Raw genomic sequence first — 24,746 nt, 5'->3', positions numbered from 1 at the left:
GCACGTCACAGATCTGTTGAGAGGTGGTCATGCCGCGCAGGGTGACCATCGTCGACGTCGCCGCCAGGGCAGGGGTGGCCCTCAGCTCGGCCTCGACGGCCCTCAACGGGCGCCCGGGGGTCTCCGAGGCGACGCGGGCGCGCGTGCGGGCCGCGGCGGACGAGCTCGGCTACGTCCCGTCGCTGCGCGGGCGCAGCCTCTCCGCGGGGCGCGCGTACGCGGTCGCCCTCGTCGTCCAGCGGGAGTCCGACGTCCTGGAGTCCGACCCGTTCTTCGGAGCGTTCATCAGCGGGATCGAGTCCGTTCTCGCGGGGCGGGGCTATGCGCTGGTCCTCCAGATGGGCATCACCGCCCGTGACGTGGCGCGGCGGTACCGGGACCTGTCGTCGTACCGTCGCGTGGACGGCGTGTTCCTCAACGAGCTGCAGGTCGACGACCCGCGCATCGCGCTGCTGACGAAGCTCGAGATGCCTGCGGTCGCCATCAACGCCGATCGCGGCATCGAGGGCTTCCCGTTCCCGGTGGTCCGGCAGGACGGCGTCGCCGCCGTGCAGGAGATCGTGCGGCATCTCGTCGACCTCGGCCACCGTCGGATCGGTCACCTGAGCGGTCCGCAGCACTTCGTGCACGGTCGCGAGCGCCTGGTGGCGTGGCGGCAGGCGGTGCTGGACGCCGGGCTGGAGCCCGGGCCCGTGCTGGACGGCGACTTCACCTATGCGGGCGGGGTGAGCGCCGCCCGCGAGATGATCGCCCTGCCGGATCGTCCGACGGCGGTGTTCTGCGCCAACGACCTCAGTGCGGTCGGGTTCATGCGTCGGCTCCAGGACGAGGGTGTGCAGGTCCCGGGTGACGTGTCCGTCGTCGGCTTCGACGGGATCGAGCTCGGGACCTACGTGCGCCCGACCCTGACGACCGCAGCGGCGAGCCCTCGGCTGATCGGCGCGCACGCGGCGACGGCGTTGCTGGATCTCATCGAGGGGGCCGTGGTGCCCGACATCGAGATCGAGCCCGTGCGACTCGTGGTGCGGGCGTCGACGGCCTACGCGCCCCAGTCGCGCGACCTCCGCCACACGTCGGCGTAGGACCGACGCTAGGCAGTCCCGATCCGAGGTGCTATTGTCCGGTGAACCGAAACGTTTCGGTACCCCCCAAGACGAATATGGAGCAGCTCATGGCAACGATGACGTTGCGACCGTGGCGCCGCGCCCGGTCGATCGCCGCGATTGGCTCGGCGGTCGCCCTTCTGGCCCTGGCGGCCTGCTCATCCGGATCTGGAGCGACGAGCACCGGCGGTACCCCGTCCGGCGAGCTGCAGATCCTCGTGTCGAGCGCAGACGCGTCCGACGCGGCCTTCCGCGCCGTCAACACCGCGTTCGAGAAGGCGTACCCCGGCGTCACGGTCACCTTCGCGACGGTGCCGAACGACAACTACCCGGTGTCGAAGGCGTCGCGCCTGACCGCCGGGAACGTCGACCTGCTCGTCGTCAAGAACCTGGTCGAGGTGCCCAGCTACGCGAAGGGATCCGAGTCCGACGACGCACGGCTCGCTGCCAGCGGCGGCTACGTCGACCTGACGAACGAGCCCTTCATGAAGAACTTCACGCCCTCGGTGCTCTCGGCAGAGGCGTTCGCCGGGAAGCAGTACGCGGTCCCCACCGGGCTGAGCTACTCGACCGGCATGTACTACAACAAGAAGATCTTCGCCGACAACGGCATCGCCGTCCCGACCACCTGGACCGAGCTGGTCGCTGCCGCTGACAAGCTCAAGGCAGCCGGGATCACGCCGTTCGGCATCGGCGGCAAGGACTCGTGGCCGGCCGGCCTCCCGATGCTGGCCGCGGTCAACGGCGAGTACCCGGACCAGGCGTCGAAGGAGGCGCTGGCCAAGGGGCTCTGGGACGGGTCCGTCAAGCTCACCGACGCCAAGCCCCAGACCGTCCTGGACCGGACCGCGACGATCCTCGCCGACACCGAGTCGGGCATGGCCGGGATCGGCTACGCGGACATCCCGGCAGGGTTCGCCCGCGGGGACTACGCGATGATCCCGGACGGCACGTGGAACGAGCCCACCATCAAGGCGGCCGTCGCCGGGGCGTTCGACTACGGCTACATCCCGATCCCGACCTCGGACACCGCGGCGGACAACGCGAACCTCAACGGCAAGATCGAGCTCCAGCTCGGGATCCCGTCCTCGGCGAAGAACAAGACCGCGGCGCTCGCCTGGCTGACGTTCTTCTCGGACCCGACGAACTACGCGCAGTTCGTCAAGCAGTCCGGCTTCTCGCCGGCCGAGCCCGACGTGGGGACGACCGACTTCCTCAAGGGGATCTCCGCGTACACCTCGAACTTCGAGCTCGCGTGGGAGCAGGTCTGGACCGGGAACCCGAAGGCCGGCCAGGCCGCGCTCTTCCCGTTCAACTACCCGGAGCTCAAGCCCCTCGGGACGCTCGACCCGACTGCGGCGGCGAAGGCCGCACAGGCCGACTGGTCCGCAGGGCTCTGATCGTGCTCGGGAGGTGGGCCGCGTCCGCCGGCACGGCCCACCTCCCGGTCGAGAATCGAGGGAATCGGTCATGACCACGTCCTATCCGTTCGCGCGCCGCAGCCCGATGCGCCTGTCGTTCGGGCTCGGCCTGGGCATCCTCACGGTCTTCGGGCTCATCCCCGCCGTCGGCGTGCTCCTCGTCTCCTTCACGGACATCCGAGGGCTCCCCGGCATCCCGGTGCACCTGGTGGGCCTCGAGAACTACCTGTCGTTCTTCTCCCGGGCGCACTGGGGCGACAACCTCAACGCCCTGAAGAACACGGTGCGGTTCGCCCTCGTCAGCACGATCTTCCAGATCGGCCTCGGGCTCGCGATCGCGATCCTGCTCAACCGGAACCTGCGCGGCCGCAACTTCTACCGCTCCGTGGTGTTCCTGCCGACCGTCCTCGGGGTGACGGTCACCGGCCTGATCTGGACCCTCATCTTCAACCCCACAGGCGGACCGGCAGCGAGCGTGCTGTCCATGTTCGGGACCTCGTCGGCGTTCTTCGGCGACCCGGCGATCTCGCTCAACCTGGTGATCTTCGTCCAGGTCTGGGTCACGATCGGGATCGCGGTCATCATCTTCCTCGCGGGTCTCCAGTCGATCCCGAGCGAGCTGTACGAGGTCTCCGCGATCGACGGCGCCTCGCCGTTCCAGCAGTTCCGCTTCGTCACCCTGCCGATGCTCGCGCCGTCGATGACCGCCAACGTGCTGCTCGGCATCGTGAACTCGCTGCAGAGCTACCAGCTCGCCTACGTCCTGACAGGTCCGATCAACAAGGCGACGCAGGTGCTGTCCCTGCTCATCTACACGCAAGGGTTCGGCGGGGTGCCCGGGACGAGCATCTCCCAGACCCAGGGGTATGCCGCGGCGATCTCGATGGTCCAGTTCGTGCTCGTGGCCGTGATCGCCCTGGGAACGCTCGTCTACCTGCGCAGGAGAGAGGCCCGACTGTGAGCTCCACCACCTCCGCGGCAGCCGTCGTGCAGCCCGTCGTCACCACCGGCCCGCTCGAGCAGCGACGCCCGGTGCGCACCCGCGGTCAGCGACGCTCGACCGTGAGCGCGTACGTCCTCGTGGCTGTCGTCATGTTCGTCTTCCTGTTCCCGCTCGCCTTCCTGGCCAACACCGCCCTGAAGAGCACCGCGGAGTTCGCCGGCAACCCGATGGGCCTGGTCACCGACCCGCAGTGGGGGAACTTCGCCGAGGCGTGGAGCAAGGGCGGGTTCGGCGCGTACATCGCGAACAGCCTCCTGTACACGATCGCCGGCGCCGGGATCGGGACGTTCATCGCCCTGGTGCTCGGCTTCCCGGTCTCACGCGGCTACCTGCGCGGCACCCGCCTGTGGCTGTCGCTGTTCACCGTGGTGCTGTTCCTGCCGAACGCGCTCATCACGCAGTTCCAGCTCCTCCTGCGGCTCGGCCTCTACGACTCGCGCCTGGGCTACATCTGCATGGTCGCGGCCGGGGTCGGGGTGGGTCCGTTGCTCTACCACGGAGCCATCAAGGCCATCCCGCGTGAGCTCGACGAGGCAGCCTCGCTGGACGGCATCGGCTACTGGCGCTACCTGTTCACGTTTGTCGCGCCGCTGACCAAACCCGCCCTCACCACCGTGTTCCTCCTGCAGGCCGTGTGGATCTGGAACGAGATCATCCTCGCGACCGTGCTTCTGCCGGACCAGACCAAGGCGCCGCTCACCCTCGGGCTGTTCAACTTCCAGGGCACCTACTCCAACCAGTGGGGTCTCCTGGCCGCCGCGACCGTGATCGTCGCTGCGCCGCTCATCGTCGCCTACGTGTTCCTGCAGCGCTACCTCGTCGCCGGGGTGCTCGGAGGCTCGGTCAAGGGCTGAGCCCGCACCCGATCCGCACCCCCACCGTCCCGACCGTCCTCACGTACCCAGCTGGAGTTCTCTGTGACCTCGACCGCCGACCGCCCCATCCTCCTGACGCACGTCCCGTACCGGCTCCAGCGTCTCGGAGTGCTCATGCGCCACGTCGCGACCGACGCGAACGAGGCCGAGGGCGTCCTCAACCCCGGCACCGCCTGGGGCCCGGACGGCGCGCTCTACCTGTTCCCGCGGCTCGTCGCGAAGGGAAACGTCTCGCGCATCGGCCGCGCGCGGGTGATCGTCGAGGGGTCGACGCCGGTGGGCGTGGAGCGCGCGGGCGTCGTCCTCGAGCCGGACCGCGGGTGGGAGCACGGTGTGGCGCACGCCGGCGTCGAGGACCCGCGGATCACTCGCATCGAGTCCTTGGGTGTGGACGTCATGACGTACGTGGCGTTCGGCCCGCTCGGCCCGCGCCCCGCGCTCGCGGTGTCGTCCGACACGGAGTCCTGGCGTCGGCTCGGACCGATCCAGTTCGCCTACGACGACGCACTGTCGACCGACCTCAACATCTTCCCGAACAAGGATGTCGTCTTCTTCCCGGAGCCGGTGCCCGGCCCGCACGGACGCCCGGCCTACGCATTGCTGCACCGGCCGATGTGGGAGATGGAGTTCACCCGCCCCCAGGAGTCGGCACCGCTCCCGGCGGGTACCACGGACGACCGCGCGAGCATCTGGATCTCCTACGTCGACGTCGAGGCAGCCGAGGCAGACATCTCCGCCCTGACCCGCCCGTTCGGGCACCGCCTGGTCGCCGGGCCGATGTTCGACTGGGAGGTCGTCAAGATCGGTGCCGGACCGGCTCCCATCCGCATCCCGGAGGGGTGGCTCCTGATCCACCACGGCGTGAGCGGCGAGGTGGACAACAGCAGCTTCGCGCCGCAGCAGCACGTGACCTACTCGGCGGGGGCGATGATCCTGTCGGCCGACGACCCGTCGCAGGTGATCGCGCGGACCGTCGAGCCCCTGCTGATCCCCGAGACCGCGGAGGAGACCGAGGGGGTCGTCAACAACGTGGTGTTCCCCACCGCGATCGAGACGATCGGCGACGAGACCTACGTGTTCTACGGCATGGCCGACTCCAAGATCGGCCTCGCGCGCCTCGAGCGCGTGCAGGACTGACCGGGAGCAGGTCGCAGGTCGCAGGTCGCAGAGAGCGTGAGCCTCTCTGCGGTCTGCGGTCTGCGGGCTGTTGCCGGCGGCCCGAGGTCGGCGCGGATGAGCGGAGCACGGCGCGTCAGGGGAGGGTAGGAGCATGAGCAACCGTCTGGCGCGCGCGACGAGCCCTTACCTCCTCCAGCACGCCGAGAACCCGGTCGACTGGTACGAGTGGGGCGAGGAGGCGTTCGCCGAGGCGCGCCGCCGGGACGTCCCGCTGCTGATCTCGGTCGGGTACGCGGCGTGCCACTGGTGCCACGTCATGGCGCACGAGTCGTTCGAGGACCCGGCCACGGCGGCGTTCATGAACGCGCACGTCGTCGCCGTGAAGGTCGACCGCGAGGAGCGACCCGACGTCGACGCCGTGTACATGGACGCGACGCGCGCGATGACCGGTGGTGGCGGGTGGCCGATGACGGTGTTCGCGACGCCCGACGGCGAGCCGTTCTACACGGGTACGTACTTCCCGCCGCACCCTGCGCACGGCCTGCCGTCGTTCCGCCAGGTCCTCGAGGCGATGCACGACGCGTGGACGACGCGGCGTGACGAGGTCGAGCGGAGCGCGGCGAGCATCCGTGCAGCACTGGCCGACCGAGGGGCGGCAGCCGACCACGTCCTGCTCGATCCTGCGGCGGCCGCCGCACCGGTGGTCGACCGTGCCGTCCTCCACGAGGCGCTCGCGGCGGCGGCGCGGGGGTACGACGGCGTCCGCGGAGGGTTCGGCGGCGCACCCAAGTTCCCCCGTCGATGCTGCTCGAGTGGCTCCTTCGGCACGGTGCGTCGAGCGGGAGGCCGGGCGCGCCCGAGGCGCTCGCGATGGCCGAGCGCACCCTCGAGGCGATGGCCCGCGGCGGGGTCTACGACCAGCTCGGTGGTGGCTTCGCGCGGTACTCGGTCGACGCCGCGTGGCTCGTGCCGCACTTCGAGAAGATGCTCTACGACAACGCTCTCCTGCTGCGCGTGTATGCGCACTGGTGGCGCGCGACCCGGTCACCGCTCGCGCGCCGTGTCGTCGAGGAGACGGCGGCGTGGCTCCTGCGCGAGCTCCGCACCCCGGAGGGCGGTTTCGCGTCGTCCCTCGACGCCGACTCGTTCGAGCCCGTACCGGCATCCCGCTCGCTCGGGACCACCCCGTCAGGCTCCGCCACCGGTACCGACGGCGAGACCGGTCGTCCGGACGTCCCCCGTGAGGGGGCCTTCTACGTGTGGGACCGGGACGGTCTCGCGGCGGCGCTCGGAGCCGACGACGCGAGCTGGGCGGCCATGACCTGGGGTGTCACGGCGCGCGGCACGTTCGAGCAGGGAACCTCGGTGCTCCAGCTTCCCGTCGACCCCACCGACCCCGAGCGCTACGCGTCGGTGCGTGCCCGGCTGCTCGCGGCGCGGGGAGTCGCGCCCGCGGCCGGCGCGGGACGGCAAGGTCGTCGCGTCGTGGAACGGACTCGCGATCGCCGCCCTGGCCGACGCCGGCGACCTGTTCGAGCGGCCGGAGTGGGTGCAGGCGGCGTCGGAGGCCGCCGAGCACGTCACCTCCCTGCACCTGCGACGCGTCGGGTCGGCGCTGCGGCTCGCGCGCACATCGCGGGACGGCACCGCCGGGACCGCGCCCGGAGTCCTCGAGGACTACGCGAACCTCGCCGAGGGTCTGCTCGCGCTGTACCAGGCCACGGGCACGGTGCGGTGGCTGACGCTCGCAGGCTCGCTCCTCGGTGAGGTGCTGGTGCGGTTCGCCGACGGGAACGGCGGGTTCTACGACACGTCGCACGACGAGACCGACCCGGTCCTGCAGCGGATCGGGCGCCCGCAGGAGCTCGCCGACGGACCCACGCCCTCCGGTCAGGCCGCGGCCGCCGGTGCCCTGCTGACGTACTCGGCGCTGACCGGCTCGGCCGGGGAACGTGCCGCCGCCGAGGCAGCGCTCCACGAGCCGCTGCGGCTCGCCGAGCAGCATCCGCTGGCGGCCGGCTGGGCGCTCGCCACCGCGGAGGCTCTGCTGGACGGGCCGCGGGAGGTGGCCGTCGTCGGACCCGCGGGTGACGCCGGGGTGGAGGCGCTCCGTCGCGTCGCGGTGCTCTCGACTGCTCCCGGCGCGGTGCGCGCGGTCGGCACCGGCCACGCGGCCACGCCCGGGGAGGCAGCCGCCTGGTCGACGGCAGGGCGGGTCCAGGACCTCGTCCCACTGCTCGAGGACCGGCCGATGCTCCGCGGCCGAGCGACCGCCTACGTGTGCCGGGACTTCGTCTGCGGCCGCCCGACGACCGAGCCTGACGTGCTGGCGTCGCTCCTCGCGCCGTGACGGGAGCGGCGTCGGTGCCGGGTTAGCCCAGGTGGTCGAGGAATCGCAGGATCAGGCCCTCGCGGAGCGCCCACGGCGAGACCTCGAGCTCCGCGACGTCGAACGCCCGCATCGTCGCCGCCAGCACGATGCCGCCCGCGACGATCTGGAACGTCCGGTCCGCGGTGATGCCCGGCAGGGCCGGCCGGGCCTCCGCGGGGATCTTGGCCAACCGGGGGATCCAGTCCTCGAGGGCTGACCGGCGCAGCAGGTAGCGGTCCTGCGGCCCGACGCCTTCCGCGACCGACCCGGCGAGCCGCGCGAGCGAGCGGATCGTCTTGGACGACCCGACCACGTGGGCGGGTCGCGGCGACCCGGCGAAGCGATCCATGGCCTCGGCCAGGAGGTGCGCGGCGTGGGTGCGCAGCGCCTGTACCTGCGCGGTGCTCGGCGGGTCGTCCGGCAGGAACCCGATGGTCGAGCGGCCGGCACCGAGGGGCAACGACACCGCGACCTCCGGGTCCTCGCTCCCGCCGGCGGCGATCTCCAACGACCCGCCGCCGATGTCGAACAGGAGCACGTGCCCGGCCGACCACCCGTACCAGCGGCGCACCGCAAGGAACGTGAGGCGCGCCTCGTCCTCGCCGGTGAGCACCTGCAGCCGGACACCGGTCTCGATCGCCACCCGGTCGAGGACCTCCGCGCCGTTGGGTGCCTCGCGCAGGGCGGAGGTTGCGAACGGGAGGAGCTCGTCGATCCCGGCGGCCTTCGCCTGCCGAGCGGCGGCGGTGACCGCGTCGACGACGGCACGCACACCCTCGGTGCTGATCGCGCCGGAGGGCTCGAGGTACCGCATGAGGCGCAGGACGGACTTGTGGGAGGACTGGGGGACCGGCGGACCGCCGGGGTGGGCGTCGACGACGAGCAGGTGCACGGTGTTCGAGCCGACGTCCAGCACACCGAGTCGCATGAGGTCACGGTACTGCGGTGGTCGCCGGGCTGCGCTCAGGGGCGCCGGCGCACCCGTGCGGCACGTCGGGACCGCCGGTAGCGTGACCGCATGGGGACGGCGTTGGTGCCCGAGCCCTGGACGACGACCATGGGCGGCGACCCACGCGGGTGGCTCCTGGAGTGCTCGGAGCCCGCCGCGCGGTGGATCGCGCTCACCGGGCTGCTTGACCGGCCTGCCGGCGATCCCGACGTCGCCGACGCGCATGCGGCCGTCGTCGCCGATGCCGGCACGCGCACGCTGCTCGACCGCTTGCCCGACTGGGAGGTCGACAACCACCTGTCCGGCCATGCGAGCCCGGCCTTCGCCCCGAACCTGCTCGGTCTCCTGGCGGACCTGGGCGTCACGGCGGATGACGACGACCGGATCGGGCGCGTGCTGGACGCGTTCCTCGCGCACCAGGAGCCCACGGGCAGGTTCGCGACGTTCGGGACGAGTCGCGCGTCGGCGGAACCCGTGTGGGGTGCGCTGCTGTGCGACACGCACGCGATCACCGAGGTGCTCGTCCGGTTCGGGCGGTCGCAGCACCCGGCTGTCCGGCGGGCCCTGGACGCGATGACGGACGACCTCGCGGCGACGCCCCAGGGCGAGGCATGGCCGTGCCTGCCGCACCCGGTGTCCGGGTTCCGTGGACCGGGGCGCCGCGCGGACTTCTGCCCGCAGGTGACGCTCGAGGCCCTGCGGACGTGGGCGCGGCTGCCGCAGGTCCCGGACCGTGCGGGTGACGCAGCGCGCACGGCGTTGCGGGCATGGCGGGCGCGCGGTGAGGAGAAGCCCTACATGTTCGGGCACGGTGCGGCGTTCAAGACGGTCAAGTGGCCGGCGTTCTGGTACGGCGTGCTCGAGGTCCTCGACACGCTCGGTCGTTACCCGGGCCTGTGGCGCGGCGCCTCGGCGGAGCCGGCCGATCGACGCGCACTCGCCGAGCTCGTCGCCTGCCTCGTCGCGTACAACGTCGGACCCGACGGGACCGTGACACCGCGCTCGTGCTACCGAGGGTTCGAGGGGTTCTCGTTCGGCCGGAAGACCGCCCCGTCCGGGTTCGCGACCGCATGCGTGGCTGTCGTGCTGCGGCGGTTCGGTGACCTCGCGGAGGACGTCGCCGCCGTCGACGTGACGCGGCTCACGAGCTCCAAGGGCGGCACCGGGACACCGGTCCCGCCGAGGGGATGAACCGGCGCCCACCGGAGAAGATCCAGCCCAGCGTACGGCGTCCTCACACTCGACTCCCAGACTCGCCCGCCATCGTGGTCGCAACGGGAAGGGGTCGACACGATGGACATCAGAGAGTTCGGCCGGGAACGGACACGGCAGGCGACGACCCTCGTCGCGATCGGGAGCGTGCTCGGCGTGGGGACCGTCTTCGGCGTCGCCGCGACCGACATCGCCGCGACGAAGGCCGCGGCAGCGGCTGCGGCGAGCACCGGGTCGACCGGCTCCGGGACGACGGGTGCCACCGGCACGCAGCAGCCCCCGAGCGAGCGTCCTGAGTCCGACGACGGCGCCAACGTCCTGGGGCTGCCGGGGGCCTCGTCGGGATACGGCAGCTCGGCACAGGGTGGTACGACAGCGCAGGGTGGCACCTCGGCGCAGGGTGGTACGACGGCGCAGGGCGGCGCGTCGGGCGTGGTGCCGGTGCAGCCGGGGGACGGTCGCGTGACGCACGGCTTCTCGACGGGGTCCTGAGGTGACCGACCAGCGTGACCGCGCGATCGACGCGCGACGTCGCGGCGGGCGTGCCGGGCGGCGGTGTGAGGTGACCGGCCATGTCTGAGGCCTTCTGGGCGCTCGCGCGCGCCACCGGCGTGGTGTCGCTCGTGCTGTTCACCGTGACCGTCCTGCTCGGCGTCCTGACCCGTTCCGGCCGGCCGGCGTTCGGGCTGCCGCGCTTCGCGGTGACCCTCGTGCACCGGAACGTCTCGCTGCTGGCCACGGTGCTCGTCGTCATCCACGTCGTCTCGCTGCTGCTCGACCCGTACGCGCAGCTGCGGCTCGTCGACGTGCTCGTGCCGTTCCTGGGTGTCCAGAAGCCGTTCTGGCTCGGCCTGGGGACCCTCGCGTTCGACCTCGTGATCGCCCTGGTCGTCACCGGTCTGCTCCGGCAGCGCCTCGGGCAGCGGGCGTTCCGGTTCGTCCACTGGTTCAGCTACGCGATGTGGCCCGTGGCCGTCCTGCACACCCTCGGGAACGGCAGCGACGTCGGGAAGTCCTGGCTCGTGCTGCTCCTGATGACGTGCGTGGGGTCGGTGGTCGCCTCGCTCTTCTGGCGGGTGTCCACGACGTTCGTCGAGTTCCAGCACACCCGCGTCGAGGAGGCACGTCGATGAGCACCGTGGAGTCCACCATCCCCCGGACGGCCGTCGCGGCGCCGGTCGGTGTGAACCGCCTGTTCGCGGCCGGGGCGCCCGACCTGGCGAGCCACCTCGCGCGGTTCGGTCCCGCACCGCGAGGCATCGCCCCTGGACAGCTCCTCGCCGAGCTCGAGGCCTCGGGGCTCGACGGGCGCGGCGGCGCCGGGTTCGCGACGTGGCGCAAGCTCGTGGCTGCGCGGACGTCCGCGGGCCCGACTGCCTACTCGGCACCGGTCGTGATCGCGAACGGCGCCGAAGGTGAGCCGATGAGCGCGAAGGACGAGATCCTGCTGTGCCACGCCCCACACCTCGCGCTCGACGGCCTCCTGCTTGCGGCGGACGCCACTGGTGCCCGGGAGGTCCACCTGTACAGCGGGCCGGTCCAGCTCGCGGCGGTCCGGCGCGCGATCGGCGAGCGGTCCGACGCCCGGACCGTGATCCTGCACGAGGCGCCCGACACGTTCGTGTCCGGTGAGGCATCGGCGGTGGTCAGCGCGATCGCGACGGGTGTGGCGATCCCGCGTGACCGGCGCGAGCGGCTCGCCGTCTCCGGGCTCGGCGGGCGCCCGACGGTGGTGAGCAACGTCGAGACGCTCGCCCACGTCGCTCTCGTGGCGCGATTCGGGGCCGCCTGGTTCCGGTCGGTCGGGACGGACGACTCGCCGGGCACGCGACTGCTGACGGTGACCGGCGACGGCGTCGACAGGCGCGTCATCGAGGCCACTGGCGGGCTGCCCCTGGGTGAGGCGCTCGGTGCGGTCGGCCTCGACACCTCGCGGGTGCAGGCCGTGCTCGTCGGCGGGTACCACGGGGGTTGGGTGCCCGGTACGGACCTGGGGGTCGGGCTCTCGCGTCGTGACCTCGAGCCCTACGGCACGCGTCCTGGCGCCGGCATCCTCGTGGCCCTCGGCACCCAGCACTGCGGGTTGGCGGCGTCGGTCGGGATCGCGCAGTACCTCGCCGGGCAGTCGGCCCGGCAGTGCGGTCCGTGCGTCAACGGGTTGCCGGCGATGGCCGACGTCCTCGCACGGGTGGCCGCGGGAGGTGGGAGCTCGAGACTGCCCGACGAGGTGCGGCGCCTGGCCGAGGTCGTGTCCGGGCGTGGGGCGTGCAGCCATCCCGACGGGACGGCGAGGTTCGTGCTGAGCACCCTGGAGGTCTTCGGGTCGGACGTCCGCGCCCACCTCGCGGGGTACTGCGAGGTGATCCGCTCATGACCCGGCAGTCTCTGCACATCGACTGGACGGCGTGCGACGGGCGCGGGCTGTGCACCGAGCTGCTCGGCCCTCTCCTGGTCCGTGACGAGTGGGGGTACCCGCGCGCGGCCGGGTACGGGTCGGACGTGCCCATCCCGAGCGCGCTGGTCGCCGACGCGCGCGACGCCGTCACCCTGTGCCCGCGCCTGGCCCTCAGCCTCCGGCCGCTGGGAGTCCCTGCCGGGCGGTGACCGGTGCGGCTCGGGGCATCCACCTCAAGTCCTGGGAGCGACCCGTGATGGAGGACTAAGGTCGCTCGGGGGCGCCGCGATGTGCGGGCGCGGGGGAGAGGGACGAGAATCCATGGCCGCCTTGCACGCGCGGTACCTGACCGAGGAGCTCGACGAGGCAGGCCACCCGCGGGCCTTCACGCTGCGGTGCCCGCCGGGGTTCAACTTCGCGTACGACGTGGTGGACCGCCTCGGGTCGCACAGTCCGGCGCGTCGGGCGCTGCGCTGGTGCAACGACGCCGGCGAGCAGCGGACGTACACGTTCGGTGAGATGAGCAGGCTCAGCGACCAGGCGGCCGCCTACTTCCTGTCCCAGGGCATCCGCAAGGGCGATCGGGTGCTGCTCATCCTCAAGCGGCATGCGCAGTTCTGGTGGGCGATCACCGGCCTGCACAAGATCGGGGCCGTCGCGGTGCCGGCCACCAACCAGCTCCTGAAGTACGACCTCGTGTTCCGCCTCGCCGAGGCGAACATCACGGCCGTGGTGTGCACGCTCGAGGGGGACGTGGCGGCGGAGGTCGAGGCCGCCGAGCAGGAGATCGGGCGCCCGCTGGTGCGGATCGGGGTGCGCGGCTCACGGGAGGGCTGGGCGGACCTCGACGCGGGCATGGCGGCCGCGCCGCCGTTCGTCCGACCGCGGGGCGCGGACCTGCCCGCGGTCGAGGACCCGATGCTGCTGTACTTCACGTCGGGCACGACGGCGCAGCCGAAGATGGTCGTGCACGACTTCTCGTACCCGATCGCGCACATCCCGACCGCCAAGTACTGGCACAAGGTGGACCCGAACGGGCTCCACCTGACGGTCTCGGAGACCGGCTGGGCCAAGTCCGTGTGGGGCAAGCTCTACGGCCAGTGGCTCATGGAGGCCTGCGTCGACGTCTACGACTTCGACCGGTTCGACCCCGTCCGGTTGCTCGAGCACCTCCAGGAGGCCCGGGTCACGACGTTCTGCGCGGCACCGACGGTCTACCGGTTCCTCATCACCCACGACCTTGCCGCATACGACCTCTCGGCGCTCCAGCACTGCACGATCGCGGGCGAGGCGATGAACCCCGTCGTCTACGAGACGTTCCGGGAGAAGACCGGTCTCGACCTGAAGGAGGGTTACGGGCAGACCGAGATGACCCTGGCGGTGGTGACCAACTACTGGCAGGAGACGAAGCCCGGGTCGATGGGCCTGCCCTCACCGGGCTACGACGTCGTCCTGCTCACCGAGGACGGCACCGAGGCGGCCGTCGGCGAGAACGGCGAGATCTGCGTGCGGGTGCCCGACGGCGCGCGGCCGATCGGCCTGTTCACCGGGTACGACAACGACCTCGCGACCACGCGCGCCGCCTGGCACGACGGGTACTACCACACGCACGACCTGGCCCGGAAGGACGAGGACGGCTACTTCTGGTACGTCGGTCGTACCGACGACATGATCAAGACGTCCGGCTACCGGGTCGGCCCGTTCGAGGTCGAGAGCGTCGTGATGGCCCACCCGGCCGTGATCGAGTGCGCGATCACCGGGGCACCGGACGAGGTCCGCGGCACCGTCGTCAAGGCGACGATCGTGCTCGCTCCCGGCATCGAGCCGACCGATGCGCTCGCGAAGGACATCCAGGCGTTCGTCAAGCACCGGACCGCCCCGTACAAGTACCCGCGGGTGATCGAGTTCGTCGAGCACATGCCGACGACGATCTCCGGCAAGATCCGCCGCGTGGTCCTCCGTCAGGAGAGCGCGCGCCGCGCGGAGCACGGACGACGTACCGGGGACGCCGCCGAGCAGTGACAGGATGATCGACCGGGACGTGTCGGGGCAGACCGGGCACGTCACGCTGACGACATCACGACCGATGGAGGTGGAATGACCGTTCCGCGCCTGGCGTCGGTGCGTCGCCGTCCGGCCGTCCGGCCGTCCCTCCTGCTCCAGTTCGGCACCCTGTCGTTCGTGATCGTGGCGGTGCTCGGCCTGGTGGTCGGGCAACAGCTCCACTCGCTCATCACCGACCGCGCGCAGGCCAACGCGCGGGCCGCGGCCCAGGTCTACCTGCAGCTCGTCGAGCGCACCTTTTTCACCCCGGACATGCAGAGCCCGGCGGCGGGCGGGCTCGCGACGTCGCATCAGCTCTCGTTGTCCGAGCAGCTCACCGAGAACCCCGTCGTGCGGCAGCAGGTGCTCTCGGCGAAGGCCTGGCTCTCGAACGGCCTGGTCGTGTTCTCGACGGCCCGCGGTGAGATCGGGACGCGCGAGACGTTGCCCGCATCGGCGACGAAGGCGTTGACGGGCGAGACGGTCTCCGGGATCGCCGACGCGAGTCGTGTGCGGAGCGACTCGTACGACGTCCAGCAGCACGCGGGCGAGAAGGTGATGTTCGTCGACATGCCACTCGCGGTCGGTGGTACCTCGACACCCGGGGTCGTCGTCGAGATCACCCAGGACTACGTCCACACCGAGGCGGCGATCCGTCACGACACGGCGATGGTGTACGGCTGGCTCGCGGGCGGGCTCCTGGTGCTGTATCTCGCGCTGTTCAGGATCGTCGCGACGGCGAGCCGGCGCATGCGTCACCAGTCCGAGGTGAACCGTGAGCTCGCGCTCCACGACACGCTCACCGGGCTCGCGAACCGCAGCCTCCTCCGCGACCTGGCGGCCGAGGCCCTCGCCACCGCGCAGCGGCACGACACCCACGTGGCGCTGCTGCTGCTGGACCTCGACCGGTTCAAGGAGATCAACGACACCTTGGGTCACCACCACGGCGACCTGCTGCTGGCACTGATCGGGCCTCGGCTGACGTCGGTGCTGCGCCCGCACGACACGATCGCGCGGCTTGGCGGAGACGAGTTCGTCGTCCTGCTCCCGGAGGTCGTGGGGGCCGACGACGCGTTGGCGATCGGGCGCCGGGTGCTCGGTGTGCTGGACGAGGCGTTCGCGGTCGAGGGGGTCGAGCTCGACGTCGGGGGCAGCATCGGCATCGCGATCAGCCCGGATCACGGCGAGGACTTCGAGACGCTGCTCCGGCACGCGGACGTCGCGATGTACGCGGCGAAGACCCACCAGAACGGGGTGACGGTCTACGACCCCGCGTACGACGCGAACAGTCCCGCGCGGCTCGCGATGCTGGGGGAGCTGCGGCGGGGGATCGACGCCGGCCAGCTCGTGCTGCACTACCAGCCGCAGGTCGACATGGACTCCGGCGAGGTGACCGGTGCCGAGGCCCTGGTCCGCTGGGAGCACCCGACCCGTGGCCTGCTCTTCCCGGACGAGTTCATCCCGCTCGCCGAGCGGACCGGGCTGATCCGCCAGCTGACCCTCGCGGTGCTCGACCAGGCTCTCGCGCAGGCCGCGCAGTGGGCGCGGGCCGGGCGGCCGTTGGCCGTCGCCGTCAACCTGTCGGCCCGGTCGTTGCTCGAGCTGACGCTGCGTGACGACGTCGCCGCGGCGCTCGCGCGTCATGACGTGCCGGGCAGCATGCTCGAGCTGGAGATCACCGAGAGCACGGTCATGGCCGACCCGGAGCGCGCTCTCGGGGTGCTGAGGTCGTTGACGGAGCTGGGGCTGACGGTGTCGATCGACGACTTCGGCACCGGTTACTCGTCGATGGCGTACCTGCAGCGCCTGCCTGTGCACGGCCTGAAGATCGATCGGAGCTTCGTGACGGACCTCGGCGGTGACGTCAACGAGGTCATCGTGTCGTCGAGCATCGACCTGGCTCGCAGCCTCGGCCTGCACGTGATCGCCGAGGGCGTCGAGGACCGGGCGACGTGGGACCGGCTGAGCGCGCTCGGCTGCCACGCGGGTCAGGGGTACTTCCTGTCGCGGCCGGTGCCGGCGTCGGTGTTCGACGAGTGGTTCGCACGGCACCTCGACGAGGAGCTGGCGGCCGTTCCGGGCGGGTGAGCCGCGGCAGCTACTCGGGCGGCTGCGCGAGCAGGCGCGGGTCGCGGTCGTCGGTCGGTGACGGGACCGTGTCGGTCTCGGCGGAGGGAGCCTGGTCGGCGGTGTCGTCGTCGGTGTCAGTGTCGATTGCGCGTGCCGCTGCCGCCGTGTGGTGCGGCATCGCGGCGCCGGCGACGACGAGCATCACGGCGATGGCCGCGAGTCCCACGAACACCCACGTCACCGCGACCCCGAACCGTTGCGGGTCGCCGGTCGCATCCTGGCCGCGCAGCATCCCGTTGACGACGGCGCCGAGCGCGGCGACCCCGACGGCGCTGCCGACGGACCGGGCGAACATGTTGGTGCCGGTGACGACGGCGCGCTCACCCCACGCCACGCTCGACTGCGCGGCGATGAGGCTCGGCGCCGCGACGAGACCCAGCCCGAGACCCACGATGAAGCAGCCGAGGCCGACGGCGACCAGTGCCGGGTGCAGCGACGTCACGGCGAGCTCGACGGTGCCGAGGATCACGATGGACGACCCGAGGAGCACGGTGGTGCGGAACCCGACCCGGAGGTAGACCCGGCCGGACAGCGTCGCGGCGATCGGCCACCCGATGGTCAGGACCGCCAACGTCAGCCCGGACGTCAACGGCGACGCGTGCAGCAGCGCCTCGAGGTAGCTCGGCACGTACGACGTCAGGCCGATCATGATCGCGCCGACGCCCACCGACACGAGCGACGTGGTCAGGACGACGCGCCGGGTGAGCATCGTCAGCGGGAGCACGGGCTCGGCAGCGCGGCGCTCGACCAGTGCGAAGGCGACGAGAAGGACGGCGCCCACCGTGAACGCCCCGATGCTCGGCGTCGAGGTCCACGCCCAGGCGTTGCCGCCTTCCAGCATCGCGAGGATCAGCAGGCTCAACGCCCCGGTGAGGAACAGTCCGCCGAGCCAGTCGATCGCGTGGCGGGTGCGGGTGACCGTCTCGTGCAGGTGCCGGACGAGCAGCCACGCGGCGGCCAGGCACAGCGGCACGTTGACGAAGAAGATCCACCGCCACGACGTGAACTCGGAGAACACCCCGCCGAGGGTCGGCCCGACGATCGCGGACACCGCCCACACGCTCGCGATGTACCCCTGCGCCTTGGCGCGTTCCTCGAGCGTGTAGATGTCGCCGACGATCGTCATGGCCATGGGCTGCACGGCACCTGCACCCAGGCCCTGGACGGCGCGGAACCCGATGAGCACGGGCATGCTCCAGGCGAACCCGGACGCGACGGACCCGAGGAGGAACAGGCCGACCCCGAGGAGGACGACGGGCTTGCGGCCGACGGAGTCCGCGACCTTCGAGTAGATGGGGACCGCGACCGCCTGCGTGAGCAGGTAGATCGAGAACAGCCACGGGAAGCTGGCGAAGCCCCCGAGGTCCTTGACGATCGTCGGGACCGCCGTGGCGAGGATCGTCGAGTCGATCGCGACCAGACCCGTCGTCACCATGACGGCGATGAGGATCGGTCCCCGTTCTGACCTGAAGCCGACGCCGTCGCTGCTCATCCCGACCCTTCCGCTGCCGCGCCGTGCGGCCCACCACGAGGTCAAGTGTGCAGGCCGGTGCCGACATTCCCGTCCACGGCGGTTGCCCCCTCGAGGCCGGTGCTCTGGTCGCCCGGATCGCCCGGATCGCCCGGATCGCCCGGATCGCCCGGCTCGACCGCGTAGCGCAGCAGGACGCGGCCGTCGCTGCGTGGGATCGTCTCGATGAGGTGCAGACGCGTCGGGGCGTCGTCGGGCGCGAGGTCGGCCGCGGTGAACAGGACCGGCGTGGTGGTGCCGCCCACGGCTATCGGGACGACCTCGACCTCGATCTCGTCGACGAGACCGGCGCGGAGGAGGGCTCCGTTTAGCCGTCCACCGGCGGTCGAGACGACCGTGTGCGTACCGAGAAGCCGGTGGAGGGTCGCCATCGCGAGCGGGAGGTCGACGCGCTCCTCGCCGACGACGAGGTAGGGAACCTGCTCACGTCGCAGGTAGGAGAGGTAGGCGAGCGGTGTCGTTGCGGAGACCAGGACGAGCACGTGCCAGCCCCTCCACTGCTCACCCGGGTACTCCTTGTACAGCCAGCGGATCCGCCCTCGGCTGTCGACGACGGTGAGCCAGCCACGGGTCACCCGCGCGACGACATCGGCAGGGAGGAAGTCGGTGAGGAGCAGGTCGGCGGGCTCCGTCGGGTCCGGGAGCGGGTCCGGCTCGTGCCCTGCTGTCACGAACGACCCCGAGCCTTCGAGCAGCACGTCGGGCCGGAGTCGCCGCTGGACATCGCCGTAGGTGGACCCGGCGAACGTCGGCCAGCGCTCGTCGAACATCAGCAGAACGTCGGGGGAGATCGAGAGCCGTCCGTCGACGGACGCCGCGTTGTGGGTCACGATGCGCGGCCGGGTCCGGGCCGCGACGTCGGTGTCCGGGACGTCCCCAGGATCGCCCTGGTGCGTCGGCATCGGAGTGCCTCCCTCATCGACTCGGTCGCCAGCCAGCTCGTTCCGATCATGCTCGCCAGGTCCGACATCACGACCCGCACCACCACCGCCACCCACCCCCTTCGCCGAGATCGTGAGTCCGGCCCGAGACCGTGAGTCTGGACGTGCGATCTCGCACCGGACTCACGATCTCGCGCCTGGTCGCGGGTCATCTGGACGGCGGGCTGCACTTCGGCGATAGTCGGCGGCATGCGCACGAGCCGGTTGGAGGCGTTCAGCGACGGTGTTCTCGCCATCGTCATCACGATCATGGTGCTCGAGCTGCGCGTGCCGATCGCCGCGGAGGGGCACGTCGCGACGTTCGCCGATCTCACCGCCGCCCACCTCGTCCCGGTGTTCTTCAGCTACGTCCTGAGCTTCGTGTACGTCGCGATCTACTGGAACAACCACCACCACCTGATGACGACGGCCGACCACGTCAGCGGCCCGATCATGTGGGCCAACATGCACCTGCTGTTCTGGCTCTCGCTCGTCCCGTTCTCGACGAGCTGGCTCGGCGAGAGCCGTGGTGCTGCCGCGCCCGCCGCGCTCTACGGGGTGATCCTGCTGATGGCAGGGGTTGCCTACTTCATGTTGAGCAAGACGATCATCCGAGCAAGCGGGGCCGACGGGACGCTCGCACGGGCGATCGGGCGCGACGTCAAGGGCCGGATCTCGCCCGTGCTGTATGCGCTGGCCATCGGCGCCGCGTTCGTGTGGACGCCGCTGTCCTACGTCCTGTACGTCGCGGTCGCGGCGATGTGGCTGGTCCCGGACCGGCGGATCGAGCGGCTCACGGTCGCCGTGCCCGACGACGAGTGACGGCGTGCTCTCGGAAGGTCAGGCCGAGGGGAGACTCTCGAAGAACGCGCGCCCTCGCCGTGCCGACGGGAAGCAGGAGCGAACCGAGGGGCTTGCCGATGACGACCGAGCGCCCGGTCGGCAGCGCGTGCAGCGCCTCCCGTCCCTGGATGACCGCCGCGTTCTCCGACTCGTCGCTCCGATCCCACTCGACGGCCTCCGTCTGCCATCCCAGCTCGCGCGCCACTGGCGCCGCCGGCGATGTCAGTGCGTCCTCGGTGGGTCCACCCCGACCGGGTGCGAGACGATCGATTCTCGGATCGCACGCGCACCCTGAGAATCGCGTGCCGTGAGCGACAATCAGCCCGACGGAATTCGCGAATAAGCAGGTTCGGGTCACGTACCGTGGATTCCATGCTGAAGGACTACCCGTGGTGAGGACAATGCCGGTCCGGAGGATGCGGGCGATCCCGGAAGAAGCTGCCGCCATGACGCGACCGGTGCAGGACGCTCTCCGTCATCCCTCGCCAGGGGGCCGACGTCGCGTTTCGCGCCCGCTCTCCGCGGGATGGGCCGCGGTCGCCGCATGCCTCTCGTTCCTGGTCCTTGTTCTGGGAGGATGCACACCGGCTGCGCCAGCCAGCGGGTCCTCGGCGTCGGAGGAGAGCCCCCACAGCATGACGCGTCAGCGAGAGACGCCCTCTCCACCCGCAACTGCGACGGAGGTGTCGGCGGCGGGATCGGCATACCTCGCGGCGGTGGATGCCGCTACACCCGGGTGGCGAAACGTTGATGCGATGCTCTCCGCCCACTCCGGATACATCTACCGAACGGATCTGCTGGCCCAGGTCGACGCCGACAAGCTGTTCCTAGCCGCGTTGCGAGGGATCACGTTCCCGACGGACGCGGCTGCCGCCGCCGAGAATCTGATTGCGGCGATCGAGGCCTATGACGCGTTTCTCATGGCCGGGTACAAGGATCTCGCCAGCTACGTCTCGAATCCGAACGAGGACGATCACCTCAATGCGACTCGCGCCCAGAGCTCCGGGCACCTCCGCAGTCTCCTGGGACTTCCCGCCTCAACCTCGACCTTCCTGCGCCCGTGAGCACCTGACAATCCACGCCGGCCTCGGTCATCCCGCCGCCAGTCGCTCGACGTCGGCACGGGCGACTGCCTGAGATCCGCTCTCGGCCGCGGCGCAGACCCTCGCCGGGTGCGTCGTGGCATCGTGTCCTGCGGGGTCGCCGGACGTGTGACCGGCACGTGGCGCGCGAGCGCCGACCTGCAGGGAGGAACGCACGTGGCAGAGGCGACCACCGACGGGACCAGGCGCGTCGGCCTGTGGGGTGTCGTGTCGATCGGCATCGGCGGGATGGTCGGCGGCGGGATCTTCGCGGTCCTCGGGCTGTCGGTTCAGATCGCCGGGGGAGGGGCGCCGGTCGCGTTCCTCGTCGCCGGGCTGGTGGCGCTGCTCACCGCGCGCTCTTACGCGCTGCTCTCGGCGTCGTTCCCGAGCCGCGGCGGCACCGTGACGTTCGTCAACCGCGCGTTCGGGCCCGGGTTGTTCGCCGGCGGGATCAACGTGCTGCTGTGGCTGAGCTACATCGTGATGCTGGCGCTCTACTCGCAGGCGTTCGGCAGCTACGCGGCGAGCTTCCTGCCGGCCGAGCAGCACGAGCTCGGCAAGCACATGTTCCTGACGGTGGCCGTCGTGCTGATCGCCGTCCTCAATGTCGCCGGGGCCTCGACCGTGGCGCGTGCCGAGCGGTACGTCGTCGCCGTCAAGCTGACGATCCTGCTGCTGTTCGTCGTGGTCGGGATGGCAGGTGTCTCCACGTCGCGGCTCGCACCCGACCAGTGGAGTCCGCCGTTGTCCCTCGTCGCGGGCGGGATGATCGTCTTCCTCGCCTACGAGGGTTTCGAGCTGATCGCCAACGCCGCCGAGGACGTCGTGGACCCGGCGCGGACGCTGAAGCGCGCGTACTACATCTCGGTCGTGTTCGTCATCGTGCTGTACGTGCTCGTCGCCGTGGTGGCCGTCGGGTCCGTGCCGGTCGCCCAGCTCGTCGACGCGCGCGACTACGCGCTCGCGGTCGCCGCACGCCCGACGCTCGGGCAAGCCGGGTTCGCGCTGATCGGCGTCGCCGCGATGCTCTCGACGGCGTCGGCGATCAACGCGACGCTGTACGGGTCGGCGCGCATGACCTACACGATCGCCAAGGCGCGCGAGCTCCCGGCACAGCTCGAGCGGCCCATCTGGAACCAGCCCCTGGAAGGGCTGATCATCACCGCCGCCGCGACGCTCGTGCTCGCGAACGTCCTCAACCTGCAGAGCATCTCCACGATGGGCAGTGCCGGGTTCCTCATCATCTTCGCGGTGGTGAACATCGCCGAGGCTCGAACCTCGAAGCAGCGCGGATCGGCGCCGTGGATCTCGATCGTCGGGGCAGTGGCCTGTGTCGGGGCGCTCGCTGCGCTCCTGGCCAAGAGCAGCCTCGGGTCCGCCGGGGTGCTGGTCGCGATGGTGGGGGTGTCGTTCGGGATCGAGGCGGTGTTCCGGCGGATGACGGGGCGCGGGTTGCGGGCATAGGGGGTGCGTGGGCGGTCGCTCGTTGACGCGCGCGCCCCGGGGCGCGGTGATCGTGCGGTTCGCACGGGGGAGCGACCGGTGTGGGCAACCCGACAAGTCACCAATACGCCCCCACCCTCGCCGAACGGGCAACCACCGATCGCGCTCGGATTGGGGGCGCATGTCGTTCCGGCAGGCCGGCAGCCGAACTGTGGGCAAGTGGTGTCATGGCATCGCGACGTCTGAGCGGATGACGAACGCTCTTTCGTGGCGTGCCGTGCCGGTGTACGTTGCCTTGTCGAGCCCCGTGTTCGCCTCGCGGTCGATTTCATCGGGGGCTGCGTCCGCGACGTGATGGAGGCTTGATGCTGCGTCGGGCAGAAAATGTCACTGTCTCATACAAGTCTGGAATCTTCGGAGGCAAAGGCTGGTTGACGCTGAAGGTCGGGCGGAAGGAATATCGGCTTGGCAAGATCAGTGAGGCTGAGTTTTCGGCCAGGTCTCAGCGGCAGATTCAGCAGCCCGTTCCCGTCGCGAGAGTCGAGAGTCGAGCCTACTGGCAGTTCCGGAACGCCTTCTACTGGGACAATGATGGGCTCCGCGCCGATCAGATCTACGCCTTGCTCGTCACGCGTCAGCAGCGAGAAGCGGCGCGGGTCGAACGAGCGCAGGCAGCCGTCGCAATGGGAGGCGCGCCCCGACCACCGTCGCCGCGCGGGAGCATCCCCGACGATGTCAAGCAGTTCGTCTGGAATCGCGACGGCGGACGCTGCCGACACTGCGGTGCCGTGTACGAACTGCAGTTCGACCACGTGATCCCGGTTGCGATGGGGGGCAGTAGCGTTCCGGAGAACCTTCAAGTGCTCTGCGGGCCGTGTAACCGGAGCAAGGCCGCGGGTCTGACCGTTCGGCGGGGCTAGCGCATCCCTGGCCCGCGCCTCGCGCGAACGACTCGGTGCCGGTGTCAACCCAAGACGCCAACGCCGCTAGTCGTAAGTACACCCACTGAGCGTGACCTGGCCACCCACTATGCTATCCCGCGGGAGGGCGAATTGACTGGGACGACTTTCTTTGTTGAGGCCGCGTCTGCGGCCGGAAGTGATGGTTCGCGAGCAGGAACTTGGATCGCGCTCGTCGCTCTTCTCATTTCGCTAATCGCCGCGATCTTCTCGGGCGTCGCACTGTGGCGTACCCACTTCACGCGAGGCAGTGTCATATTCACGCCCCGGTTTGCTCAATTCTCGGTGACTCAGTGGACCAACGACGGATGCGGCTGGTTTACACCGGATATCGCAATTTCCGCATCGATTGCCAACACCGGCGTACGGCCTATCGTCGTTCAGGGCCTACGCGTTCGGGTCGGCTATCGTGGTCTGCCGATTCCGGATGCGCACGAGATCTGGGACTTCAACATGGAGCTCGACACGACGACTGAGCTGCGTTCGGGCCCTGGTAGGAGCGTGCTCAAGGCGCGAAGTGGCACGGGGCCGCCGTTTATCGTGCTCTCGAAAGCGGTCGTGGATAAGAGGTTTGTCTGTTGGTCTCGCTGGGAGAAGCCGGTAATACAGGATCTCCGGTTCACTCTGGAGGCGAAGACGACGCGCTCGCGCAGTTGGGTGGCGATTGAGTCCTGGTCCTTTAACGTGACGCCGCAGGACTGGGTATACATGACAGGCAAGGGCACGATAATTTCGCTGCCCCCGGAAAGTCTGGAGTCGGTGCGATTCAATCGCGAGACGCACCCAAAGGATCTCCACAAGTACACCGGCCCAACTGAGTCGCTGCCGGAGCTATCGAGCCCACCCACGCCGTCGCATGTCGTCCATGAGGGTTCCGATCCGGACCGGCGCTGAACGACCGACGCGCGGCGCAGCCGCGCGCTTGACTTGAAGTAGCAGCGTTACTGGGGAGCCCTCGACGCCACCCCGGGAGCCGGAACGGGCCAGGCTCGCCCCGGTGCGGGGACGGCGGGTGCGGGGCGCGCGCACGGCGCGCGAGCGCCGAGTACGCACCGCACCGCCGCCCCGCTCGGGACAGCCGAACCCCACCGCACCCACGGGTGTGTGCGGGCCGGGCTCGCACTGAGGCGTCCATCCGATAGCGGAGCACCAGCCCGGAACGCAGACGGGGCATACGGGCACCTTCACGCCCGGCCCGTGGACCTTGGTGCGGAGCACCGACCCCGACCACGCGCGAACCGCCCGGAGGACCCGTCGGAGTGCAGGGCCACGCTCAGCGATCGGATAGCCGCCGGAGGCGAGACGACAGACCACGACGACCAGGCGCGCCTGCGGGCCAACCGC

Annotated in this window: 23 protein-coding genes; 19 read left to right on the top strand and 4 right to left on the bottom strand. The window is 70.6% G+C overall.

The features are described from left to right. The first annotated feature begins 29 nt into the window (after positions 1 to 29). The 7 genes from LJB74_RS03640 to LJB74_RS20550 all read left to right on the top strand — a co-directional run bounded on the left by LJB74_RS03640 (position 30) and on the right by LJB74_RS20550 (position 7,871). Complete coding sequence (locus LJB74_RS03640) at positions 30 to 1,082, top strand: LacI family DNA-binding transcriptional regulator (RefSeq protein ID WP_259307244.1); 1,053 nt, start codon at positions 30 to 32, stop codon at positions 1,080 to 1,082. A gap of 89 nt (positions 1,083 to 1,171) precedes the next feature. Continuing rightward, positions 1,172 to 2,503 carry an ABC transporter substrate-binding protein gene (locus LJB74_RS03635; protein WP_259307243.1) on the top strand — a complete coding sequence of 444 codons (1,332 nt, stop codon included), beginning with the start codon at positions 1,172 to 1,174 and terminating at the stop codon, positions 2,501 to 2,503. Positions 2,504 to 2,573: 70 nt separating this feature from the next. Beyond that, positions 2,574 to 3,485, top strand: coding sequence for a carbohydrate ABC transporter permease (locus tag LJB74_RS03630; protein WP_259307242.1), 912 nt, complete (start codon positions 2,574 to 2,576; stop codon positions 3,483 to 3,485). Beyond that, on the top strand, positions 3,482 to 4,381 hold the full coding sequence (locus LJB74_RS03625; protein ID WP_259307241.1) for a carbohydrate ABC transporter permease: 900 nt from the start codon (positions 3,482 to 3,484) through the stop codon (positions 4,379 to 4,381). Before LJB74_RS03630 ends, LJB74_RS03625 begins: the two co-directional genes overlap by 4 nt. A gap of 63 nt (positions 4,382 to 4,444) precedes the next feature. Then, on the top strand, positions 4,445 to 5,539 hold the full coding sequence (locus LJB74_RS03620; protein WP_310650802.1) for a glycosidase: 1,095 nt from the start codon (positions 4,445 to 4,447) through the stop codon (positions 5,537 to 5,539). Positions 5,540 to 5,672: 133 nt separating this feature from the next. Beyond that, positions 5,673 to 6,842, top strand: coding sequence for a thioredoxin domain-containing protein (locus LJB74_RS20555; protein ID WP_310650801.1), 1,170 nt, complete (start codon positions 5,673 to 5,675; stop codon positions 6,840 to 6,842). 96 nt (positions 6,843 to 6,938) lie between these two features. Beyond that, complete coding sequence (locus LJB74_RS20550; RefSeq protein ID WP_310650800.1) at positions 6,939 to 7,871, top strand: hypothetical protein; 933 nt, start codon at positions 6,939 to 6,941, stop codon at positions 7,869 to 7,871. 22 nt (positions 7,872 to 7,893) lie between these two features. On the opposite strand, the gene LJB74_RS03610 is transcribed toward LJB74_RS20550, so the two are convergent. Continuing rightward, positions 7,894 to 8,820, bottom strand: a complete 927-nt coding sequence (locus tag LJB74_RS03610) for a Ppx/GppA family phosphatase (RefSeq protein WP_259307240.1) — start codon at positions 8,818 to 8,820, stop codon at positions 7,894 to 7,896. Positions 8,821 to 8,910: 90 nt separating this feature from the next. On the opposite strand from LJB74_RS03610, the gene LJB74_RS03605 reads away from it, so the two are divergent. The 7 genes from LJB74_RS03605 (at position 8,911) to LJB74_RS03575 (ending at position 16,579) form a co-directional block, all read left to right on the top strand. Further along, positions 8,911 to 10,032, top strand: coding sequence for a hypothetical protein (locus LJB74_RS03605; RefSeq protein WP_259307239.1), 1,122 nt, complete (start codon positions 8,911 to 8,913; stop codon positions 10,030 to 10,032). Positions 10,033 to 10,134: 102 nt separating this feature from the next. Next, on the top strand, positions 10,135 to 10,545 hold the full coding sequence (locus LJB74_RS03600) for a hypothetical protein (RefSeq protein WP_259307238.1): 411 nt from the start codon (positions 10,135 to 10,137) through the stop codon (positions 10,543 to 10,545). Positions 10,546 to 10,625: 80 nt separating this feature from the next. After that, positions 10,626 to 11,186 carry a ferric reductase-like transmembrane domain-containing protein gene (locus LJB74_RS03595; protein ID WP_259307237.1) on the top strand — a complete coding sequence of 187 codons (561 nt, stop codon included), beginning with the start codon at positions 10,626 to 10,628 and terminating at the stop codon, positions 11,184 to 11,186. Continuing rightward, complete coding sequence (locus tag LJB74_RS03590) at positions 11,183 to 12,427, top strand: NADH-ubiquinone oxidoreductase-F iron-sulfur binding region domain-containing protein (protein ID WP_259307236.1); 1,245 nt, start codon at positions 11,183 to 11,185, stop codon at positions 12,425 to 12,427. The genes LJB74_RS03595 and LJB74_RS03590 overlap by 4 nt, the downstream gene beginning before the upstream one ends. Then, on the top strand, positions 12,424 to 12,657 hold the full coding sequence (locus LJB74_RS03585) for a ferredoxin (RefSeq protein WP_259307235.1): 234 nt from the start codon (positions 12,424 to 12,426) through the stop codon (positions 12,655 to 12,657). Before LJB74_RS03590 ends, LJB74_RS03585 begins: the two co-directional genes overlap by 4 nt. A 112-nt stretch (positions 12,658 to 12,769) precedes the next feature. After that, on the top strand, positions 12,770 to 14,470 hold the full coding sequence (locus LJB74_RS03580; RefSeq protein WP_259307234.1) for an AMP-binding protein: 1,701 nt from the start codon (positions 12,770 to 12,772) through the stop codon (positions 14,468 to 14,470). A gap of 75 nt (positions 14,471 to 14,545) precedes the next feature. Then, complete coding sequence (locus LJB74_RS03575) at positions 14,546 to 16,579, top strand: bifunctional diguanylate cyclase/phosphodiesterase (protein WP_259307233.1); 2,034 nt, start codon at positions 14,546 to 14,548, stop codon at positions 16,577 to 16,579. Positions 16,580 to 16,589: 10 nt separating this feature from the next. Here the strand turns inward: LJB74_RS03575 and LJB74_RS03570 are convergent, their stop codons facing one another. Together LJB74_RS03570 and LJB74_RS03565 are read right to left on the bottom strand one after the other, a co-directional pair. Continuing rightward, positions 16,590 to 18,113, bottom strand: a complete 1,524-nt coding sequence (locus LJB74_RS03570) for an MFS transporter (protein ID WP_259307232.1) — start codon at positions 18,111 to 18,113, stop codon at positions 16,590 to 16,592. 41 nt (positions 18,114 to 18,154) lie between these two features. Then, positions 18,155 to 19,054, bottom strand: a complete 900-nt coding sequence (locus LJB74_RS03565) for a dihydrofolate reductase family protein (protein WP_259307231.1) — start codon at positions 19,052 to 19,054, stop codon at positions 18,155 to 18,157. Positions 19,055 to 19,282: 228 nt separating this feature from the next. Here LJB74_RS03565 and LJB74_RS03560 point away from each other — a divergent pair, with 228 nt between their 5' ends. The 3 genes from LJB74_RS03560 to LJB74_RS03550 all read left to right on the top strand — a co-directional run bounded on the left by LJB74_RS03560 (position 19,283) and on the right by LJB74_RS03550 (position 22,464). Next, positions 19,283 to 19,894 (top strand): TMEM175 family protein, encoded by a 612-nt coding sequence (locus tag LJB74_RS03560; protein WP_259307230.1) that lies wholly within the window; start codon positions 19,283 to 19,285, stop codon positions 19,892 to 19,894. A 776-nt stretch (positions 19,895 to 20,670) separates the two neighbouring features. After that, positions 20,671 to 20,979, top strand: a complete 309-nt coding sequence (locus LJB74_RS03555) for a hypothetical protein (RefSeq protein ID WP_259307229.1) — start codon at positions 20,671 to 20,673, stop codon at positions 20,977 to 20,979. 195 nt (positions 20,980 to 21,174) lie between these two features. Further along, positions 21,175 to 22,464 (top strand): APC family permease, encoded by a 1,290-nt coding sequence (locus LJB74_RS03550; RefSeq protein ID WP_259307228.1) that lies wholly within the window; start codon positions 21,175 to 21,177, stop codon positions 22,462 to 22,464. Positions 22,465 to 22,838: 374 nt separating this feature from the next. Here the strand turns inward: LJB74_RS03550 and LJB74_RS03545 are convergent, their stop codons facing one another. Next, positions 22,839 to 23,255: a hypothetical protein gene (locus tag LJB74_RS03545; RefSeq protein WP_259307227.1), complete on the bottom strand. Its 417-nt coding sequence runs from the start codon at positions 23,253 to 23,255 to the stop codon at positions 22,839 to 22,841. Positions 23,256 to 23,270: 15 nt separating this feature from the next. Here LJB74_RS03545 and LJB74_RS20775 point away from each other — a divergent pair, with 15 nt between their 5' ends. Both LJB74_RS20775 and LJB74_RS03540 read left to right on the top strand, forming a co-directional pair. Further along, positions 23,271 to 23,363, top strand: a complete 93-nt coding sequence (locus tag LJB74_RS20775; protein ID WP_396125213.1) for a hypothetical protein — start codon at positions 23,271 to 23,273, stop codon at positions 23,361 to 23,363. 132 nt (positions 23,364 to 23,495) lie between these two features. Continuing rightward, on the top strand, positions 23,496 to 24,296 hold the full coding sequence (locus LJB74_RS03540) for a hypothetical protein (protein ID WP_259307226.1): 801 nt from the start codon (positions 23,496 to 23,498) through the stop codon (positions 24,294 to 24,296). Positions 24,297 to 24,746 lie beyond the last annotated feature (450 nt).

This window comes from Cellulomonas sp. P24 (assembly GCF_024704385.1).
Classification (GTDB): Bacteria; Actinomycetota; Actinomycetes; order Actinomycetales; family Cellulomonadaceae; genus JAJDFX01.
The sequence above is the reverse complement of the archived record's forward strand: the minus strand, read 5'-3'. Positions and strand labels throughout refer to the sequence as shown.

Excerpts from the sequence above, each read along its gene's own strand:
- LJB74_RS03640 (WP_259307244.1), top strand. The coding sequence starts at position 30 with ATGCCGCGCAGGGTGACCATCGTCGACGTCGCCGCCAGGGCAGGGGTG.
- LJB74_RS03635 (WP_259307243.1), top strand. The coding sequence starts at position 1,172 with ATGGCAACGATGACGTTGCGACCGTGGCGCCGCGCCCGGTCGATCGCC.
- LJB74_RS03630 (WP_259307242.1), top strand. The coding sequence starts at position 2,574 with ATGACCACGTCCTATCCGTTCGCGCGCCGCAGCCCGATGCGCCTGTCG.
- LJB74_RS20555 (WP_310650801.1), top strand. The coding sequence starts at position 5,673 with ATGAGCAACCGTCTGGCGCGCGCGACGAGCCCTTACCTCCTCCAGCAC.
- LJB74_RS03610 (WP_259307240.1), bottom strand. The coding sequence starts at position 8,820 with ATGCGACTCGGTGTGCTGGACGTCGGCTCGAACACCGTGCACCTGCTC.
- LJB74_RS03605 (WP_259307239.1), top strand. The coding sequence starts at position 8,911 with ATGGGGACGGCGTTGGTGCCCGAGCCCTGGACGACGACCATGGGCGGC.
- LJB74_RS03600 (WP_259307238.1), top strand. The coding sequence starts at position 10,135 with ATGGACATCAGAGAGTTCGGCCGGGAACGGACACGGCAGGCGACGACC.
- LJB74_RS03595 (WP_259307237.1), top strand. The coding sequence starts at position 10,626 with ATGTCTGAGGCCTTCTGGGCGCTCGCGCGCGCCACCGGCGTGGTGTCG.
- LJB74_RS03590 (WP_259307236.1), top strand. The coding sequence starts at position 11,183 with ATGAGCACCGTGGAGTCCACCATCCCCCGGACGGCCGTCGCGGCGCCG.
- LJB74_RS03585 (WP_259307235.1), top strand. The coding sequence starts at position 12,424 with ATGACCCGGCAGTCTCTGCACATCGACTGGACGGCGTGCGACGGGCGC.
- LJB74_RS03580 (WP_259307234.1), top strand. The coding sequence starts at position 12,770 with ATGGCCGCCTTGCACGCGCGGTACCTGACCGAGGAGCTCGACGAGGCA.
- LJB74_RS03575 (WP_259307233.1), top strand. The coding sequence starts at position 14,546 with ATGACCGTTCCGCGCCTGGCGTCGGTGCGTCGCCGTCCGGCCGTCCGG.
- LJB74_RS03570 (WP_259307232.1), bottom strand. The coding sequence starts at position 18,113 with ATGAGCAGCGACGGCGTCGGCTTCAGGTCAGAACGGGGACCGATCCTC.
- LJB74_RS03565 (WP_259307231.1), bottom strand. The coding sequence starts at position 19,054 with ATGCCGACGCACCAGGGCGATCCTGGGGACGTCCCGGACACCGACGTC.
- LJB74_RS03560 (WP_259307230.1), top strand. The coding sequence starts at position 19,283 with ATGCGCACGAGCCGGTTGGAGGCGTTCAGCGACGGTGTTCTCGCCATC.
- LJB74_RS03555 (WP_259307229.1), top strand. The coding sequence starts at position 20,671 with ATGCTCTCCGCCCACTCCGGATACATCTACCGAACGGATCTGCTGGCC.
- LJB74_RS20775 (WP_396125213.1), top strand. The coding sequence starts at position 23,271 with ATGGGGGGCAGTAGCGTTCCGGAGAACCTTCAAGTGCTCTGCGGGCCG.